The organism is Bacteroidota bacterium, from assembly GCA_035506275.1.
Classification (GTDB): domain Bacteria; phylum Bacteroidota; class Ignavibacteria; order UBA10030; family UBA8401; genus JAGVPT01.
In genome coordinates this window covers 339724-359360 of sequence record DATJPT010000008.1, presented here as the reverse complement: position 1 = coordinate 359360, position 19637 = coordinate 339724, and the positions used below count along the sequence as shown (strand labels likewise).

Annotated in this window: 15 protein-coding genes and 1 tRNA gene; 12 read left to right on the top strand and 4 right to left on the bottom strand. The window is 52.6% G+C overall.

The window, feature by feature from the left end; translation table 11 throughout:
• Positions 1–27: 27 nt before the first annotated feature.
• Complete coding sequence (locus tag VMF88_06920) at positions 28–468, bottom strand: hypothetical protein (GenBank protein ID HTY10788.1); 441 nt, start codon at positions 466–468, stop codon at positions 28–30.
• Positions 469–720: 252 nt separating this feature from the next.
• On the opposite strand from VMF88_06920, the gene VMF88_06915 reads away from it, so the two are divergent.
• From VMF88_06915 to VMF88_06890, 6 genes are all read left to right on the top strand, one after another.
• A complete protein-coding gene (locus VMF88_06915) occupies positions 721–1767 on the top strand; it encodes an aldose epimerase family protein (GenBank protein ID HTY10787.1) in 1047 nt (348 codons plus the stop codon).
• A 45-nt stretch (positions 1768–1812) separates the two neighbouring features.
• Positions 1813–3513, top strand: coding sequence for a ribulokinase (locus tag VMF88_06910; protein ID HTY10786.1), 1701 nt, complete (start codon positions 1813–1815; stop codon positions 3511–3513).
• Positions 3513–4205 (top strand): L-ribulose-5-phosphate 4-epimerase, encoded by a 693-nt coding sequence (locus VMF88_06905; GenBank protein ID HTY10785.1) that lies wholly within the window; start codon positions 3513–3515, stop codon positions 4203–4205. The genes VMF88_06910 and VMF88_06905 overlap by 1 nt, the downstream gene beginning before the upstream one ends.
• Positions 4206–4273: 68 nt before the next feature.
• Positions 4274–5773, top strand: coding sequence for an L-arabinose isomerase (araA, locus tag VMF88_06900; GenBank protein ID HTY10784.1), 1500 nt, complete (start codon positions 4274–4276; stop codon positions 5771–5773).
• Positions 5774–5782: 9 nt separating this feature from the next.
• Entirely contained in the window at positions 5783–6361 is a 579-nt protein-coding gene (locus VMF88_06895; GenBank protein ID HTY10783.1) for an HAD family phosphatase, read from the top strand.
• Positions 6362–6686: 325 nt separating this feature from the next.
• A complete protein-coding gene (locus tag VMF88_06890) occupies positions 6687–9281 on the top strand; it encodes a TIM-barrel domain-containing protein (GenBank protein ID HTY10782.1) in 2595 nt (864 codons plus the stop codon).
• A 7-nt stretch (positions 9282–9288) separates the two neighbouring features.
• Here the strand turns inward: VMF88_06890 and VMF88_06885 are convergent, their stop codons facing one another.
• Positions 9289–11292 (bottom strand): alpha-L-arabinofuranosidase C-terminal domain-containing protein, encoded by a 2004-nt coding sequence (locus VMF88_06885; GenBank protein HTY10781.1) that lies wholly within the window; start codon positions 11290–11292, stop codon positions 9289–9291.
• 233 nt (positions 11293–11525) lie between these two features.
• Between VMF88_06885 and VMF88_06880 the strand changes: the two genes are divergently transcribed.
• Positions 11526–12548: an SPASM domain-containing protein gene (locus VMF88_06880; GenBank protein ID HTY10780.1), complete on the top strand. Its 1023-nt coding sequence runs from the start codon at positions 11526–11528 to the stop codon at positions 12546–12548.
• Positions 12549–12781: 233 nt separating this feature from the next.
• Here the strand turns inward: VMF88_06880 and VMF88_06875 are convergent, their stop codons facing one another.
• Both VMF88_06875 and VMF88_06870 read right to left on the bottom strand, forming a co-directional pair.
• On the bottom strand, positions 12782–14239 hold the full coding sequence (locus VMF88_06875) for a tetratricopeptide repeat protein (GenBank protein HTY10779.1): 1458 nt from the start codon (positions 14237–14239) through the stop codon (positions 12782–12784).
• A 238-nt stretch (positions 14240–14477) separates the two neighbouring features.
• Positions 14478–14560, bottom strand: a tRNA-Leu gene (locus VMF88_06870).
• 159 nt (positions 14561–14719) lie between these two features.
• On the opposite strand from VMF88_06870, the gene VMF88_06865 reads away from it, so the two are divergent.
• The 5 genes from VMF88_06865 to VMF88_06845 all read left to right on the top strand — a co-directional run bounded on the left by VMF88_06865 (position 14720) and on the right by VMF88_06845 (position 19227).
• Positions 14720–15637: a TerC/Alx family metal homeostasis membrane protein gene (locus VMF88_06865; GenBank protein ID HTY10778.1), complete on the top strand. Its 918-nt coding sequence runs from the start codon at positions 14720–14722 to the stop codon at positions 15635–15637.
• Positions 15638–15689: 52 nt separating this feature from the next.
• The gene (locus VMF88_06860; protein ID HTY10777.1) at positions 15690–17393 is read left to right on the top strand and encodes a capsule assembly Wzi family protein; all 1704 of its coding nucleotides are present in this window, start codon (positions 15690–15692) and stop codon (positions 17391–17393) included.
• Positions 17394–17536: 143 nt separating this feature from the next.
• Positions 17537–18088, top strand: a complete 552-nt coding sequence (locus tag VMF88_06855) for a sigma-70 family RNA polymerase sigma factor (GenBank protein HTY10776.1) — start codon at positions 17537–17539, stop codon at positions 18086–18088.
• The gene (locus VMF88_06850) at positions 18066–18731 is read left to right on the top strand and encodes a zf-HC2 domain-containing protein (GenBank protein HTY10775.1); all 666 of its coding nucleotides are present in this window, start codon (positions 18066–18068) and stop codon (positions 18729–18731) included. The genes VMF88_06855 and VMF88_06850 overlap by 23 nt, the downstream gene beginning before the upstream one ends.
• Before the next feature lie 16 nt (positions 18732–18747).
• Positions 18748–19227: a hypothetical protein gene (locus VMF88_06845; GenBank protein HTY10774.1), complete on the top strand. Its 480-nt coding sequence runs from the start codon at positions 18748–18750 to the stop codon at positions 19225–19227.
• Positions 19228–19637: the final 410 nt, after the last annotated feature.

Sequence of the window (19637 nt, the reverse complement as noted above, 5' to 3'; positions counted from 1 at the left end):
TTTCCAGCTCGTATTTTTAATACCGCATCAAACGAGAAGGTTCACACTGCTCCCGGTTGAACTGCTGCTGTCGAGGGGAGCCGTGACGCCGTTCGTCGAAGCCGTTGTGCTGCTTGGAGCCGCACCGCCGTGATGATGGTGGTGATGACGGGCTTTGCCCGCTGATTGCATGTCCTGCCCCAGCTTTTTCAAAGCATCCTGGGCCCCGCTGACGTTTCCCGATTGGAGTGCGCTGCCGAGAGCGGCAAGGTCTGTGCTGAACTGACTTTGCTGGCTTCCGTTTTGCTGCGTCCCCTGGACAGACTGCATGGCGCTTTGAATTTGTGAAAAGTCGCTCTGCGCGCTTTTCAGGTCGCCCGATTGAATCGCGGTGATCAGATTGTTAAAGTCACTCCGGAGGTTGGATGAGCTGGCTTGAGTGGCGGAAAGGTAAGGGTTGGTACTTGACGAAACGCTCTGCACTGACATGGTGCTCCTCCTCACAAAATAAATTCGGCAGGCAAGTTTGTCCCGCCCGCCAATGAGTACTATCGGCATAATACATCTGAATCTTCAGGGAGTCTGAGAAATAATCTTGCCGCATTATTTGCTTCACACAATGCCAAGGAGCAAAAAAATGATTGGAAATAATGGCAAAAAATTCATATATAAATCGTGTCAGAACAGGGTTGAAACGGTTTATTTGTCCATTGCGTCATACATGAAAACGAGAAAGCAGCCGTGACATCAAAATCATTCGGTAAATTAGCTGATGGTAAAGAAGTTGAACTATTTATCCTCAAAAATAAATCGGGGGCAGAGGTCCGCCTTACGAACCTTGGGGCGGCAATAGTCTCCATCGTCGTTCCCGATAGGGGAGGCTCCTTTGGCGACGTTATCCTTGGCCACGATGACCCCCAGGGATACGTTGCCGATCATTCCTATCTGGGATTTATTGTCGGAAGGTATGGCAACCGCATCGGGAAAGGAGAATTTTCGTTGAACGGCAAGGTCTATCAGCTCGGCATCAACGACGGCGAACATCATCTGCATGGAGGAGTGAACGGGTTTCATCGGAAATTATGGAACGTCCCGGCCAGCACGGATTCTTCCGTATCGATGCGATGTATCAGCCCGGACGGCGATGAAGGATATCCTGGAAAGGTTACGCTCGATGTGACATACACATGGAACGACAACAACGAGCTCGTCATTGATTACAAAGGAACCTCCGACGCTCCCACAATTCTCAATCCGACGAGCCACGGATATTTTAACCTCACCGCGGACCCGCGAAATACCATTCTCGATCATGAATTATTGATCGAGGCGGATCGTTTCACTCCGTCTGGCTCCGGGAGCATTCCAACCGGAAAGATTGAAAAGGTCGAAGGAACGCCGTTCGATTTCCGCGCTTGGCGGAAAATTGGAGAACGAATCGATGCTCCCTTCGAACAGCTCCAGCTCGCCAGAGGTTATGACCATAATTTTGTGTTGAATCGCTATGACAAAGCAATTCACCGTGCGGCGGCAGTCTACGAGCCAAAAGGGGGCCGTTTGATGGAAGTGTTCACCGACCAGCCCGGGATTCAGTTTTATTCCGGAAATTATCTGGACGGATCGCTCAAAGGGAAGGGGGGTATTGCTTACCAACGCCGGTCCGCCCTGTGTCTCGAGGCGCAGCATTTTCCGGATTCTCCCAATCAACCCCAATTTCCATCCGTGGTTCTGCATCCTTCAGAGACGTATCGGCAAACCACGACATACCGTTTTTCGGTCAAGAAGTAATCGGGGCTGAATATTTTCTAACCCTCTCAATGGGAATACAACCACATGGGCAAGTACGCTATCGGTTTAGATTTTGGGACTAACTCCTGCCGTTCACTCATCATCGACGTTGCAAACGGCAGGGAGCTTGCAACGCACGTTTTTCCGTATCCTTCCGGAACGGACGGAGTCATCGTAGACTCCTCCGACCCGAACCTCGCACGGCAGAACCCCGCCGATTATCTGCTCGGCATAGAAGAATCTATTAAGCAGGCTCTCCTCAAAGCGAAAAGGGCGGAATCGAAATTTTCTCCCGACGATGTCATCGGTATCGGCGTCGATACAACGGGGAGCAGTCCGATGCCGGTCGACGCGCACGGGGAGGCGCTGTGCTTTGATAAGAAATTCAAAAACGATCCGTCTGCGATGGTGTGGCTCTGGAAGGACCACACAAGTTTTGCCGAGGCTGCCCAGGTCACCGAGACGGCGGCCAAATTGCGTCCTCAGTATTTGGCAAAGATCGGAGGGACCTATTCCTCGGAATGGTACTGGAGCAAAATTCTCCACCTCAAAAACACTTCGCCCCAGACCTTTGAGGCGTCCGACAGCTTTGTGGAAATCTGTGACTGGATTCCGGCAGTTCTTTCGGGGGTAAAGCATCCACAAAAAATAAAAAGAAGCATTTGCGCTGCCGGCCATAAGGCGATGTTCAACGCTCAGTGGGGAGGACTTCCTGACGAGGAGTTTCTTAACGCGCTCTCGCCCGGATTAGGGAAACTGCGGAACAAGTTGTATTCCCAGGCTTATTCTGCGGACGAAAAGATCGGGAACCTTTCTCCGGAATGGGCGAAGAAACTAGGATTGCCCGAAACCGTGGCGATCGCGGTCGGCGCGTTCGATGCGCATATGGGCGCGGTGGGGGCGGGCATTCAACCCGGCACCCTTGTGAAAATTCTAGGAACGAGCACCTGCGATGTCATGATCCAGCCGAGCAGTTCTCCTCTGGCCGACATTCCGGGGGTGTGCGGGATCGTCAATGGCTCGGTGATGAACGGATTTTACGGGATCGAGGCCGGCCAATCCGCTGTCGGCGATATTTTTCTCTGGTTCATCAACAACCTCGTCCCTGAAAAATACGGTACGACCACCGACGAAAAATTCCGCACCCTTGAGAAAGCGGTGGCGGAGCTAAAGCCCGGTGAAAGTGGATTGATCGCCCTCGATTGGAACAACGGCAACCGGACGATTCTCGTCGATGTGCGGTTGTCGGGGCTTTTGATCGGGCAAACCCTCCACACGCAGCCCCATGAGATCTACCGCGCGCTGGTCGAAGCGACGGCGTTCGGTGCGCTGCGGATCATCGACCGCATTGAAGAGTACGGTGTTCCGGTAAAAGAAGTCGTCAATTGCGGAGGACTTGCATCGAAAAATCCGCTCCTCATGCAGATCTATGCCGACGTGACCGGACGTCCGATGAAGATCTCGCGAAGCGAGCAGACGCCGGCCCTCGGAGCTGCGATGTTTGCCGCTGTTGCCGCAGGAAAAGCGTCCGGGGGATACGCGACGATCCAGGAAACGCAAAAGGCGATGACGGGCGTTGAAAAGACGTACTCGCCCTCCGAAAAAAATCACCGGACATACTCGACCCTCTATAAATTATATCGCCAACTGCACGACGGCTTTGGAACGAAAGACTGGAGCGGGTCGATGCATGGGGTGATGAAGGAATTGCTGACACTGCGGGATTCAGTGCGAAAGGAAAACTGATGGTCGAACAACTGAAGAAACAAGTACTCGAGGCAAACCTGGCGCTCGTTAAGTATAACCTCGTGACCCTGACCTGGGGCAACGTGAGCGGCATCTCCCGCCGCGATGGCTTGGTGGTCATCAAACCGAGCGGCGTGGAATACAAGAAGCTAACAGTGAAGGACATGGTGGTGGTGGATCTGAAGGGGAACGTCATAGAAGGAAAACGGCGCCCGTCATCCGACACCCCGACCCACATAGAACTCTATAACGCCTTTCCTTCCATCGGAGGGATCGCGCACAGCCACAGCGAATATGCGACGATCTTTGCCCAGGCCTGCAGAGAGATTCCCTGTTTCGGGACGACGCATGCCGACGCATTCAACGGACCCGTTCCGGTCACGCGCAGTCTGACCAAGCAGGAAGTCGAAAAAGGCTATGAGATCAACACCGGGAAGGTGATCGTCGAGCGGTTCATGAAACTCGATCCGATCGCGGTTCCCGGAGTCCTTGTCTCCGGCCACGCGCCGTTCACATGGGGGAATGATCCGGGAGACGCGGTGAAGAATAATTTAATTCTTGAAAAAATCGCCTCGATGGCGCTTCATTCACTCGCACTGAATCCGTCACTTCGTCAACTTCCCGATTATCTCCTCGAAAAACATTATTCGAGAAAGCATGGCCCGGACGCGTATTATGGACAGAAGAAGTAATAGTTCAAAGCATCAGTAATTTTTCGGATTTCCCTCATCCTGCCACATACCATTGAAGAAAGGTTTTTATGATCGACCTCAAGCAATACGAAATCTGGTTTCTGACCGGAAGCCAGCATCTTTATGGCCCGGAAACCTTGAAGCAAGTGGAGAAAGACTCTCAAAATGTCGTCGCCGGATTGTCACAATCGCCTCATATTCCGGTAAAGATCGTCTTCACGCCGGTCCTCACGACGCCGGACGCGATTACAAAAATTTGTCTCGAGGCGAATAACGCCCCTTCTTGCATCGGCATCGTTGCATGGATGCACACGTTTTCTCCCGCAAAGATGTGGATCGGCGGACTGAAGGTACTGAACAAGCCGTTGCTCGATTTCCACACGCAGTTCGGACGGGACATTCCCTGGGGGGAGATCGACATGAATTTCATGAACCTCCATCAAACTGCGCACGGGGGACGAGAGTTTGGTTTTATGACTGCCCGGATGAAGAAGCCCCGTAAAGTTGTCGTCGGGCACTGGCAAGATGAAAACGCTCAGAAAAAGATCGGCGTCTGGTCGCGCGCCGCAGCGGGCTGGGCCGACAGCCAGGGAATGAAGGTTGCCCGGTTCGGGGACAATATGCGAAGTGTCGGCGTGACGGAGGGGGACAAAGTGGAAGCCGAGATCCGTTTCGGGTATTCGGTGAACGGCTACGGTCTGGGGGATCTGGTTGATGTCATGAAGAAGGTCAGCGATACGGAAATTGCCTCGCTTCTCTCCGAGTATGAGGCAAAGTATGAACTCGTCCCGTCCCTCCGAAAGGACGGGGAAAAACGCCGGTCGCTGCAGGAAGCCGCCCGTATCGAGCTTGCGATCCGCGCCTTCTTAAAGAACGGGAATTTCAAGGCGTTCACGACAACGTTCGAAGACTTACACGGACTCGAACAGCTGCCAGGATTGTCGGTGCAGCGAATGATGGCCGATGGATTCGGTTTCGGCGCGGAGGGGGACTGGAAAACCGCTGGGTTGCTGCGTGTGATGAATGTGATGGGGAGCGGTTTGAAAGGAGGAACTTCGTTCATGGAGGATTACACGTACCATTTCGACCCTTCCGCCAAGCAAGTTCTCGGAGCGCACATGCTCGAAATTTCCGAGGCGATCGCCTCCGGGAAACCGAAGCTGGAGATCCATCCGCTCTCCATCGGCGGAAAAGCCGATCCGCCAAGACTGGTCTTCGACGTTCCTGCCGGACCGGCGATCAATGTGACCTCGGTGGATATGGGAAATCGTTTTCGTTTGATCATCAACGAAGTAGAGACGATCGCCCCCGCCAAGCCGCTTCCACGGCTTCCCGTTGCGCGCGCGCTGTGGAAACCGAAGCCGGATTTTGAAACTGCGGTCGGAGCCTGGATCCTCGCAGGCGGCGCGCATCACACTGTCTTCAGTCAGGGAGTCTCGACGGAATGCGTCGAGGATTATGCGGAGATCGCCGGCGTTGAATGCCTGGTCATCGACGGGAAAACGACGCTCAGCGAGTTCAAAAAGGAACTGCGCTGGAACGACGTCTATTTCCAGCACGCAAGGTAGGAAAAGTTGTTGATTCCGGTTCCTGACTTCGTCAAAGGATTGATCTTCGATTGCGATGGAACGCTCGTCGACTCGATGCCGCTGCATTTGAAAGCATGGGAAGAAGCAGTTCGCTCTTATGACGCGCCATACGATCATGAGTTCTTTTCATCCAAAAAGGGGATGAGGGATGCTGACATCGTTGTGCAGTATAATGCCCATTTCGGGAGATCGTTGAGCTTCAAGGAAGTGATTCAGGCAAAGGACCGATTTTTTCTTCAAAGGATCAGCGAAGTCAAACCGATCCTTCCTGTCGTCGAGATTGCCCGCCGTTACCATAAGCTTCTTCCGATGGCGGTTGCATCAGGCGGTGCAAAAGAGATTGTGCACAAAGAATTGCACGCGATCGGCGTTGTGCATTTCTTTGAAGTGATACTGACCGCCGATGATCCATTCAGACCGAAACCTCATCCCGATCTTTTTCTTGAAGCAGCGAGACGAATCAACGTTGAACCTTCCTTGTGTCAGGTCTTTGAAGACGGGGATCTTGGTTTAACGGCTGCGCGTAATGCCGGGATGCACGCAACCGACATCCGCGCTTTTCTATAGAAGCTATCTCAAAAATATGTCACCTCATCCTTCCCAACGGGTCTGCGACCCGCAGGGTCGTTGACGATGCGCTCTCCCGCTCTTCGAGCGGGATCGCTTACTCCCCGAAGGTGTCCTTTGGGGACAGGATGATCCACTCACTTATTCACCCTGAGCAAGTCCCCCAAAGGTCGCCTAACAAAAGCGACTCTTTGAGGGGACGCGTCGAAGGGTCAATCTAATTTCATTTTTGAGATAGCTTCTAGTCATTGATTGTGTCTTCCCGTCTTTGTGGAAGAAAACCGTTCTGTTTTTTTAAAGTGTCCACGTTTAAGAGGTGCGCTTTATGAAGAAGTATTTCCTCGAACTCGTACTTGGCTTCTTATTTTTCACTGCGCCAACTTTTGCCCAACCGCTCAACCCGGTTGCCGACCCCGGTTCGGTCATAATAGAGGGAAACGTCCGATTTACCATCCTCACTCCTGAGCTGATTCGGATGGAATGGAGCAATGCGAGGGAGTTCGAGGACCGTGCGTCGCTCGTTTTCATCAACCGTAAACTCGATGCGCCGCATTTCACCACCCGCCGCGACAGCGGATGGCTCTTCATTCAAACCGACCGGCTGCGGCTTGCATACCATCCTGACGGTGACTCTTTTTCCTCCTCAAATTTGAATGTCAGCTTTGACCTGAAGGGCAAGACCGTGCGATGGCTTCCGGGGTTGCAGGATTCCGGGAATCTGGGGGGGACGATCAGGACCCTGGACGGGGTGCGTGGAGAGACGAAACTCGAGCCGGGCATTCTTTCGAAGGATGGCTGGGTTCTGGTCGATGACAGCGAGCGTCCGCTTTTCGACAATTCCGATTGGCCGTGGGTCACAGTCCGCCCATCGACAAAGCATCAGGATTGGTACTTTTTCGGTTACGGTCACGATTACCGGAAAGCCTTGTCTGATTTCACAACGGTTGCAGGAAAAATTCCAATGCCTCCCCGATTTGCCTTCGGGTTGTGGTGGTCGCGATACTGGGCATACACCGACGAGGAATTCAAGGACCTGGTCGAACAATTCAGAATTCACGACGTGCCGCTCGACGTGCTCGTCATCGATATGGATTGGCATCAGACCTTTGATCTGCGGTGGGGGCGGTCGCGGACCGACCAGGCGGGACAAACGCTCGGCTGGACCGGCTACACATGGGATCGAAACTATTTCCCCGATCCGCAAGGATTTCTCGCGTGGTGCGACAGCGAGGGGCTTAAGACGCCTCTGAATCTTCATCCCGCATCAGGGATTCAACCGCACGAGGATCACTACCCGGAGATGGCGCAGGCGATGGGGATCGATCCGGCGACAAAAAAATATGTTCCATTCGATATCGTCGACAAGAAGTTCGCGACCAATTACATGAATCTGATCATTCATCCCCTCGAGCGTCAGGGGGTCGATTTCTGGTGGCTGGACTGGCAGGCGTGGGGAACGACAAAGATTCCCGGCGTGACGCCGACCTGGTGGCTCAACTATGTTTTCTACACGGACATGGAGCGAAAGAACGCCGACCGTCCCCTCCTTTTTCATCGGTGGGGAGGGCTCGGCAACCACCGCTATCAGATCGGGTTTTCCGGGGATGTCGTTTCGGTGTGGGAATCGCTTGCGTTTCAGCCGAGGTTTACGGCCACGGCGGCTAATGTCGGATACGGCTACTGGAGTCATGACATCGGCGGACATATGCCGGGGGAAATTTCCCCGGAGCTTTACGCACGATGGATCCAGTGGGGAATCTTCAGTCCGATCCTGCGCACACACGTCACCAAGAACGGCAAAGCGGAGCGAAGGATCTGGGCGTATCCGGACGATCAATTCCGGATGATGCGCGATGCGATCCTTCTTCGATACTCGCTCATCCCATACATCTATTCCGCATCATACAAGACCTATCGAACCGGCGTCTCGATCGTCCATCCGATGTATTACGATGATCCCGAGGCTCCCGAGGCATATGAGTTCAGCGGCGAGTACCGGTTTGGCGACGACATGATCGTCGCCCCGGTCGCCGTTCCGGTCGACTCGACGAGCCTGCTTGCTGAAAAGAAAGTATGGCTCCCGGCCGGCGGATGGACCGAGTGGTTTACGGGAAGTCATCTTACCGGTCCGGGGATTTTCGCAAGACATTATGCGGAAGATGAAATTCCGGTTTTTGTGAAAGACGGAGCGATCATCCCGATGCAGCCCAAAATGCGTTCGACCCATGCATTGCCGGTCGATCCGCTGATCCTGACGGTTTTTCCCGGCGATTCCGGCTCATGCGATGTCTATGAGGATGAAGGCAATTCGCTCGGTTATCAGAAGGGAAATTTTGCAACCACACATGTGGCAATGAGGCAGACTGCGACGGGGGGCGTTGACGTCCGAATTTCTCCTGCGCACGGAAGTTATCCGGGAATGAATAAAAATCGTGCGTACGAACTTCGGTTCGTCAATTGTGCCAATCCTAAGACCGTATCGTGCAATGGCGAGACGGTTCTATTCAATGATGAGGAGTCAAAAGAAGGATGGAGGTACGACGGTGAGACGATGACGCTGATCGTGCGAACGCGTTCGTTCAGTACCGATCGATCGGTTGACATCGCTGTGTCGAGGGAATATCTCGACGGCGCAATTTCGGGAGTCGCGGACGGTTTCAGGAATAAGATCAGCCGCCTGCGGAAGGTCTCTCAATTCATCAATGCAACGTCATGGCCGGGCGATTGGTCTCCCGATGTGTTGATCCACGCGGAGCAAACCGGGAACAGGATTTCGGTTCACCCGGAAGATCTGAATAAGGAATTAGCCGGCTTAAAATCCGACCTGCGGGCTCTGCCAGCCGCTCTTGACTCCCTTAAGGTGAGCAGTGAAGTACTTATTAAGGCCCGGGCACAGCTTCGCGACATTCTCGCTCCCTGAACGGATCCTATTTCGCATGAAATAGAAGGTCCGCGCTCACAGGAGTCTTCGGACGGTCGGGGCCTTCCAATTGGAGCGACAATCCGCTCCCTCCGCCTGCCTGGAAGAAATCGACTTCGATTTCATGGTATCCTTTTTTCAGATACGTCGAGCCCGACTGCTCCACCATCGCATGCGTTCCGTCGTTGACGACAATGTCCGCACCGTCAACCGTAAGCTTCGATCCGTCATCGGAGGTGAGAGAGAATTGATAGACCCCGTCCTTTTCGACCTTTAGGTAACCTGCGAACTGCAGCCCAAAATTCGTGACCGCCGCATCTGCCGGAATCTCAATACTCGTTGCCCTTTGCGTCCTGACCGGCGAAAGCTCCGTAAAATCAGGGAGCCTTCTCCAGCTCCCCTCAAAATAATTGCAGCGCAGTCCCGGCTCTAAGGCGGCAGGATCGATCTTTGCCGTCTTCACCTCCGACGTGCCTTCGACCTCAAGGACTACGACAGAATGCCTCGGAACCGTAACCGTAATGGCATGCGGTGCCGACGTAAAAGACCCGAAGGAACGGATCGTGACGTTTTCCGGCTGATCGAATGTATTGTGCGCATTCAGTTCCTTGGATGTCAGGACCTGCCCCGTGACGCTCTTGACGCTGAACGATTCGACGTTGCAGACAAGGCGTTCATCTTTTGAGACATCGAGGTTGCAAAGTGAAATATGAATTTTTCCGTTTCGATCCAGCGACGACGACGCGCTGAGCGCCGGAATTTTATTCTTGTCAACTGCAATGCTGTCGGTGCTGAGCGTCGAAGGAATAAGGATGGCGTCCTGGTGCACTTTGTACATATCGAAGATATGATACGTCGGCGTAAGGACAAGCGAGTCTCCGCTCGTGAGGCAGACAGATTGCAGCACGTTCACCGCCTGGGCGATGGCCGCCATTTTTACTCTGTCGCAATGGTTGTTGAAAATGTTGAGGTTGATCCCCGCAATGAGCGCATCCCGAAGGGTATTCTGTTGGTAGAGGAAGGAAGGATTCGTTCCAGGCTCCACTGCGTACCATGCTCCCCATTCATCGACGACGAGCGCAACACTCTTCCCCGGATCGTATTTGTCCATCACGGCTGAATGCCCCTTCACGATCTCTTCCATACGAAGCGTCTTGGTGAGGTCGGCATACCAGCTTTTCTCCGTCACGTTCGTGGCATTTTCGTCGTTGCACCAGGTATAATAGTGGAGAGAAAGGCCCCAAATGGAATTTCCTGTCTGATGCATGACGACGTCGGTCCAATGGTAGTCGTCATCGGACGGGCCGACGGCAATCTTTTTCAAGTGGGATGCACCGTAGTCGTGCATGAAACTTCCGTACCGGAGCGCAAGGTCGGAGTAATACTCCGGCTTCATGTTCCCGCCGCAGCCCCATGCTTCGTTGCCGAGCCCCCAGAAGAGGGCTTCCCACGGAGCTTCGCGGCCGTTCTTTTTCCGCAGGTCGGTCATCGGGCTCTTGTTGTCCGAGTTGACATACTCCACCCACTCGGATAATTCCTGCACCGTCCCGCTCCCCAGATTTCCGCTGATGTATGGCGCACATCCGATCTGGCTGCAGAGGTCGAGATATTCATGCGTGCCAAAGCTGTTGTCTTCCGTGACGCCTCCCCAATTGGTATTGACGAGCGAAGGCCTCGATGAAACCGGGCCGATGCCGTCTTTCCAATGATAGCCGTCCGCAAAGCAGCCCCCGGGCCATCGCAGAAATGGAGCGTTTATTTTTTTCATCGCTTCGACGACATCCTTGCGGATGCCGCGCACGTTGGGGATCTTTGAGCCCTCGCCGACCCAGAATCCCCCGTAGATGCTGTGCCCAAGATGCTCAGCGAAATGTCCGTAGATGTTCTTGCTGATGATCCGTCTGGCTTTTGCGAGGTCGAGTGTAAGAGTATCGGCTGCATCTTGTCCCTGCAGTGCAGGGGAGCATAGCGCGGCGATGAAAAGAAGCAAAGTCCACTTTATCGTTTTCATGAGAATTGTGAAATGGTGAAGGATAGACGTTTGTTTTGGATGACAATGACAATTACTTAGCAATTTTTTGGAAGAATTGCAAGGCACAGCGCCTCCATTAACAAAGTTGCCAAATCGTCATCCGTTGACTATATTATCCAACGGCTTCACCTTCCTGGTAGGAGGGAGGGCGAAGAGGCTGTTCCGGCGATCGATCGGCCCCCATAAATTTCTTTAAGGATGATGTGTCTCGTATGTCTTTTCTTCTGAGCGATTCGCTTCAATATCTCTCCAAATTGACGCCGCGCCGGACGCTCAATATCGCCCAGGTTATTTCCTCGTACTTTGTTTCCAAGTATACAAAAAAGCCGGTGCAGTGGGGAATGCCTGTTTCCGTCTTTATCGAGCCGACAACTTCATGCAACCTGAGATGCCCCGAGTGCCCCAGCGGACTCCGGTCGTTCACTCGTCCGACCGGGATGTTGAAATCCGATCTGTACGAAAAAATGCTCGATGAATTGGCTCCAACCCTGTCGTATTTGATCTTCTATTTCCAGGGGGAGCCATATTTGCATCCAAAATTTTTGGAGATGGTCCGGTACGCGCACACGAAGCGGATCTATACGGAGACAAGCACCAACGCGCATTATTTGAACGATGACAACGCCCGGCGCACGGTTGAGAGCGGGCTGGATCGGTTGACCGTTTCGATCGACGGAACGACCCAGGAGACATACGAACAATACAGGGTCGGCGGTTCGCTCAAGAAGGTCATCGAAGGGACGACGAATGTCATCGCATGGAAGAAGAAACTGAGATCCAAAACTCCATGCGTCATCTTTCAGTTTCTTGTCGTAAAGCCGAACGAGCATCAGGTGGAAGACGCGAAGCGGCTTGCGAAAGAACTCGGCGTCGACACCGTGCTGTTCAAGACGGCGCAGATCTACGATTATGAACACGGCAGTGATCTCATCCCAACGCTGGATGATTATTCCCGCTACAAAAAGAACGACGACGGTTCATATTCGATCAAAAATAAGCTCCTCAATCACTGCTGGAAACTGTGGAAAGGCTGCGTCATTACCTGGGATGGGACGGTGGTGCCCTGCTGCTTCGATAAAGACTCTCAGCATGCCCTGGGGGATCTTTCGACGACGACGTTCAAGGAGGTGTGGCAGGGGGAAGGATATCAGCAGTTCAGAAGGTCGATTCTCAGATCGCGGAAAGAAATCGATATCTGCAAAAACTGCACCGAGGGGCTGAAAGTGTTTGCTTAGGATCCCGCGCGCAGTCGCCGAAAGTTTCCCGAATTCTTCGGTTCTCAACCTTGTCTCCGCCCGTTCCGGAAGCCCGACTGGCCTCCTCCTCCCGGCAGTTGAGGATTCACCATCTCAATTCCCCACCGCTATCTCCGTCGCGGATTTGTCATGCGGTAGAAGAAAGAAAATAAAAAAAGGCACGCGATGGTTGCGTGCCTTTGGTCTTTGCATACGAGAGGGGTGATAGTCGATTACTGATTGATCGCCATTTTCGCTGCTTTGCTTCTCACGAACGCATAATTCAACGACGGCAGCCCGTAAAAATCCGCCGCCTTCTTGCTGTATTCCTGAGCGTGTTCCTTGTCTCCTTTTAACTTATACGCCTGGGCAAGACGGTATAAATTGTACGCGTCCTGCAAGTTCGATTGCAGGAGTTCGTTGACCGCCTTATTGCCGTCCTTTTCCGCAAGCGCAATCGATCCCGCCAGCTCGTGGGTGAACCGCATTTGGCCCTCGTTCTTTGTCTGCTCCGTCATGCTTACAAAAATATCTTTTTCCTCCTTCGCCTTGCTCAGGTCTCCTTTCGCGAGTGCTGCGTACGCTTCGTTGTAGTGGCTGATGCGTACCGCGTTTGCCTTGATCTCCGGCGAGAGGTCAGACTGCATGATGATATGAAGCGACCTGCGAAAGGCGGCAATGGCATCGTCCGGTTTCCCTGATTCAAGCAGAACATTTGCCTGCGCGCCGACATCGCCCGCCATTCCGACAATGTCGTTGATCTTCTTGCCGACAGCGAATTCTTCGTCGAAATCCTTCAACGCTGCATCCATGTTGCCGGCATCCGCATCCACGACAGCTTCAACGAAATAGGCTTGCCGTTGTTCCCCTTCATTGCGGGCGATCTCATAGAGATGGTGCGCCTCCTGGGAGGCGAGTTCCGGTTTTCCCTGGTAGAGAAAATTCATCGTCAATCCGACCTCAGAGGAAGTAAAATTCGGGTCGATGGCGAGCGCCTTCTTGTAGTTGGCTATTGATTCGTCAAAACGTCCCATTTTTAAGAGCAGCTCCGCATAGGAATCGTATGGATTGGCATCGCCGGGGATCAATTCAGTATATTTTTTGAAGGCAGTTTCTGCGTTGTCGTATTGTCCGGCTTGACGATATGCGTACCCGAGCAAATTGTAGGAAGGGGCGAATTTATCTGCGATGCGGACCGACCGGACCAGCTGACCAATGGCGCTGTCGTATTCCTGCTGGCCAAAGAAAAACGTCCCGAGGGTGAGGCGGGCACGCTCGTCGTTTGGATACATGGAGACCAGCTTTTCGAGATACCCGCGCTGTTGTTCAAACTGGGCGTTCGCTCCAGCTTGAGCTGCCAAGATCATGAGGCGTTCCCCTTCGGAAGCGGCGTCCTTATGTGAGACTGCCCCGTTCATATTCTCCAGAAAATCCTTCATCGTCAGTGAGACGTTCGCGCGGTTGAGATAGGCAGTCGCAAACGACGGGTCGAGTGCGATGGCTTTGTCAAAATGGGCAAGGGATTTAGCGGTTTCGAGATTGTCGGCAAGCTCCAGCCCTTCAAGGAATTCTTTCCGTGCTTCATCCGATACCGTTGTCACCGGGACCTTCGCCGAGACATTCTCTGCGGATCGAACTGTCGCACTCGATAGAAGCATCGATGCAACTGCCAACATTACAATTTTCTTCATACTACCTCCGATTTGTGATGATAAAATGGACCGATCGTAAATACGCGACGTTACCGCCGTTTGGTCTCACGGCTGGATGAAAAACCGGCCGAAGAATTACGCAATTCTTCCAATACAACTGCTGTGGTAACTGGCGTTTAGCGAGGGAATTCAGTTCGTGTATATTGATACGGAAAATAAGGAAAAAAGTTGCGAGTGTGGGATGTGGTACAGAGGAACCGATGTGGGATAGTTAGTGTGCCCGAGGGGAGACTTGAACTCCCATGCCCTTGCGAGCGCTGCCTCCTGAAGACAGTGTGTCTGCCATTTCACCACTCGGGCGAATTACCAGCACAAAGATACAAAATTCCGCGACGCAAATCAACAGAGCATCATCTTTTTAAAGAGACGGACGATAATGCGCATAGAATCTCGAGAACAATTTATTATTTTTGTTCTCAGCAGGAGATTTTGTATCTTTGTCATCGCTGGCCGCGGGTGATGTGTGCAGTGCAACAGAGGGTGGAGGCCGACGCTCGAGTCGCAACGATACGGCTCACAACAACATCTCAAAGTACAGAAGTTTCTATGTCCGTCCGGAAGGCAATTCTCTGGAGCATTTTTTGGGTCGTGCTCTCATTGTTGCTGAACATCGGCGTGTATGTTACGTTGGGGGAGCAAAAAGCGCTTGAATTCTTCACCGGCTATGTGATCGAAAAGTCCCTGAGCGTTGACAACCTCTTCGTCTTTCTCCTGATCTTCACCTTTTTCAAGATTCAGCCGGCACAGCAGCGCCGCGTATTGAATTTCGGAATTATCGGCGTCATCATCCTTCGGGGGATCTTGATCCTGCTGGGAACGACTCTTGTCAGGCAATTCCATTGGGTGCTGTACATTTTCGGTGTCGTCCTTTTGTACTCAGGGTATCAGATCACTTTTGGGAAAGAAAGGACGATCGACCCTGAGCGCAACGGGATACTCAAACTGTTTCGCACCTTTATCCCGGTGTCGGACAAGAACGCAAACGGCCATTTTTTTTTTCGCGAGAACGGGACGCTCTTTGCGACATCGCTCTTTGTGGTTCTGCTCGTCATTGAAACCACCGATGTTGTCTTTGCCGTGGATTCCATCCCGGCGATCTTTGCCATTACGACCGACCCGCTCATCGTTTTCAGCTCGAACATCATGGCTGTGCTGGGGTTACGATCGATGTACTTCGTGGTCGAGCAGGGACAGCAGAAATTTGAGTATATGAAGTACGGCGTCGGCGTTGTCCTCGGATATGTCGGGACAAAGATGCTGCTGATGGATGTCGTGAGGATCAATCTCATCGTTTCACTCTTGATCATCGGAAGCGTCCTCGGAGTGTCCGTGTTGCTATCGTATCTTCTCAGGCCGAGGCATTCTGTTCCGTCATAGTCAGCTGCGGTGAGGAAACGTCGGTCGGTTCATCCATTAATCCGGATCAGTAATGAAAAAGAGTATTCTCACTCTTGCGATAATGCTCGCAATGTCTCATTCCCTTTATGCCCAGACGGTGTATCTGCCTGCGACGCATGAAGTCTATAAATTTCTCGACGAAATGGCTGCCAAGCAGATCATCGGCGACTATCGCGATGCGGTAAAACCGCTCTCCCGTCATGCCATAGCAAAATTTTTGATCCGGGTTGACAGCCTTGCTTCCCAGTTGACGGCGGTCGAGCAGGGAAGGTTGAAGCTCTATAAAGAAGAGTTTTACCAGGAATTGAAAAGTCTCAACTCTACGAACCTTCCCGATGAGCGGTGGCATTTGTATGGCTATCAAAGCGACCCGACGCAGGTCGTGGTGGATGTGATCGGTTCAGCTTCCGAGAATCGCATGGCGGACGGGAAAAAATTGTCGGAAACGACCAACGGAATATTTGGATACGGCTATGTCGGGAGCAATGTCGGCGCATATTTCTATTATCATGATTCACACGACGGCGGGTCGTACGTGAATTCGGCGGGAACGTACACAGGATCGGCGGCCTCGTTTCGCCCGTTGACCCCTTTGCCGGCGGCTGTCATCACGAACCCGGGAGCGTCGGTGAGTTCCTTCGATTACGATGTTTTTAACGCGCAGGTTAATTTTGACCTTGGCTTTGTGACGTTGACCGCAGAACAAATGCAGAATGTCTGGGGCTCGGGAGAGAACAGCAACATCATTCAGTCGACCAAAGCGCCTGCGTTCCCGCAGTTGAAACTTCGGGCGCGGCTCAGCAAGGATATCGACTTCACTTATATTCACGGATGGCTTTTCTCGGGAGTCATCGATTCGTCGCAGACGTATAATACCCAGTATTGGGGAATCCGTCCGGTCTACATGAACAAATACATCGCTGCGAACATGCTCGAGGTTACGCCGTGGAACGGAGTTAACATCGCTGTCGGAGAATCGGAAATTTATGGCGGTCCGGGGCGAAGTCCCGAATTATTCTATCTGATCCCGATCATGTTCTTCAAAGCCGCCGAGCATTATCTTGATAATCAGGACAACTCGCAGGTCTATTTTAACCTGAAGTGCGACGTCATCAAAAATTTTGATTTTTATTTCCCCATTTTTTTTGATGAATTCAGCACCACCACGTTCCTCAGTCCGTCAAAAAACCACAACCAGGTGGCGTTTACCGCAGGAGGAAATGCGTACGATCTGTTTTACCACGATACGAGGATCAACGTCGAGTATACGCGCGTCAATCCGTGGGTGTACAATCATCAGTACGTGGAGGATTCGTACCAGAATCATGGCGCGAATCTCGGTGATTGGATCGGGCAGAATGCCGACCTCTTTACGGTGAGCGCTTACCATCGTCCGCTGTACAATTTGGAGGTCGGGCTGACCTTTCAATCGTTGAGAAAGGGGGGGAAGGAGAACACGTACTATCAGTATAACGAGGTCGGTGAGCCCCCCCTGTTGTACGGTCCGTTGACAAAGCAGCAGTCGTTCGGCATTGTTGCAACTTATCAGCCCCTGCGCGACCTCTTTATCGATTTCCATGCTTTGCGGACCCGATTCACGACGCAGATGACGCCGACATATACCGACAACACCGGCTATAATGAATACACCAACAATGTCTTCGACTACGTCATCGACCCGAGTTACGCCGGCAAGTATGATGTTTTGCTGGGAATTCGCTATAATGTCTATTAAGAGCGCCTGCTCGTGTTGCGATGGGAGCGAAGGGGTAAGTGCTGTAGAGGGAGTCATTTCCATCGGGGACTTACCCTAGTAGTTGAATTTACCTTAAACTTTGGCACTATTTCCGTGTCAAAAAAAGTACGGCAAAATATTCGATGGATCAACGCAGCGACCTTGAGCTGATTCGTGAGTTTAAGGATGGGAATGACAAAGCGTTCAACCTCCTCGTACTTCGCTACCAGGAAAAGATCTATTGGGTTGTCCGGCGCTTGCTCCCCGACCACGATGAAGCCGACGACGTCGTCCAGGATATTTTCGTAAAAGTCTACCGGTCGCTGGATTCGTTCAAGGGCGATTCAAGTTTCTACACCTGGCTCTACAGGATCGCCGTGAACCTGTCGCTGAACGAGATCCGCCGCAAGAAGACACGGAGGACGTTTGCCCTCGACGAGACCGTCGCGCAGCATGAGTCGGACGAAATGCTGCCGCTCGAGCGGATGGAGCGTGAAGAAAGAACAGCGTTGATAAAGGAAGCCATCGAGAGGCTGCCGGAGAAGCAGAAGAAAGTGTTCGTCCTGAGGTATTATGAAGAGCTGCCGTATGAAGAAATTTCCAAAATCCTCAAGACAAGCGTCGGCGGGCTCAAGGCAAATTATTTTCATGCAGTAAAAAAAATAGCAGAGTATGTCAAACATGGATTGCGATAAGATTCAGGGGCTGTTGGTGGGGTTGAGAGAGGGGACGATCTCTCAGGAAGAGCGGGAAATCGTTGAGAGGCATACAGCAGCCTGTCCGCAGTGCACGGCCGATCTGACGCTGATCGACGAGGCGCTCGAGGCGTTGCGGAATGTCGCGGACGACACTGTGCCGAATCACTACTTCACGAACCTCCTGCCGCGCGTGCGTGCGAGGATCGAACAGGACTCCCGAAAGAGGATTCCCATTGCTTTCCCGGCATGGCTGCAGCGCTTTCTGGCGCCCGCCTCCGCCGGCGCGGTGCTCGCCTCGATGATCGGCATGTACTTCCTGTTCAGCCCCATGGCCGATACGCAGTTTGCGCTGAGGGAAATTGTCTCCGACCTTCCGAAAGACGAGATCGAGGGGGTTGCGGAATCGGTGACCTCTGCGGGAGTATTGGCACGGGCGACCGAACCTTCACAAAGGCTCGAGGAAACGCTTGCAAATCCGACCGCCGTGACCCGGAGGATCGAGCGGGAACTGGTTGACGACCAGCTGAACCACGGGCACTCCCTGTCGATATTTCTTGCGGCTGAAAATCCTTTTGAAGATATTATAGAAAATGATGATGTCGATTCCATTATAAAGAAACTTAACGATACATCACTTTAACTCAGAGAAGGTCACCATGAAATATTTTGCTACAACGGCACTCGGCATACTGTTGGTGACAGGTTCTGTGCTGGCCCAGCCTGGAAGCGGAGACCGCCCCCAGCGTCCGGCATATGACCGTATTGAAAGCTATAAAAAAGTCCGCATGCTTGAGTCGCTGAAACTGGACGAAGACCAGTCTGCAAAGTTTCTCACACGCTATAATAAACACTCCGATGCGATGCATGCGTTCGAAAAAGAACGGAATGAGTTGGTCGATAAACTCGATGAACAATCGAAAGCCAATGCGGTGGACGACGATTACAATCAGACGTTCAACCTCCTGCTCGACATCGACAAGAAAATCTCCGGAGAACGTCAGCACTTCCTGACGGAGCTTAAAGAGGTTCTCTCCAACAAACAAATTGCGCAGTATATCGTCTTCGAGAGAAATTTTGCCCAGGAGCTGCGTCAGATGGTTCGGGATATTCAGCGTGAGCGAATGAAGGATAGGTGACGGCGAAGCATTATCCGGCAGGATCAAGAGTGAGGATCGTCTCTGAACCTCACTCTTTTTTATTTTAGGGGGGAGAGGATCTGGGTGCCGTGTCTCGGAAATTGTCAGTGCGTTCTTGTGTCTTGAAGATCCAAAAACAGAGACCTTCCCCCGGTCCGAGCCGCATTCGCTCCATCTCCGATAGAAGGGGCCTGCCGGACGCAACCGTCATTCATTTGGGAAATTTCCGCGCTCGCTCCGAAACTCGGTTTGGGAACTGCTTGGGCACTTTGTCTTTCGGCTGGAGGTTTCACTCCGTTCCCAATCGGAGATTGGGAGCGAGAGAACCCGTGCCCAATCGGTTCGAATACGGATCTGTGACGCCGCCCGGCAATTCTTCGGGTTGATTCTTCCTCCATCAATTGATATAT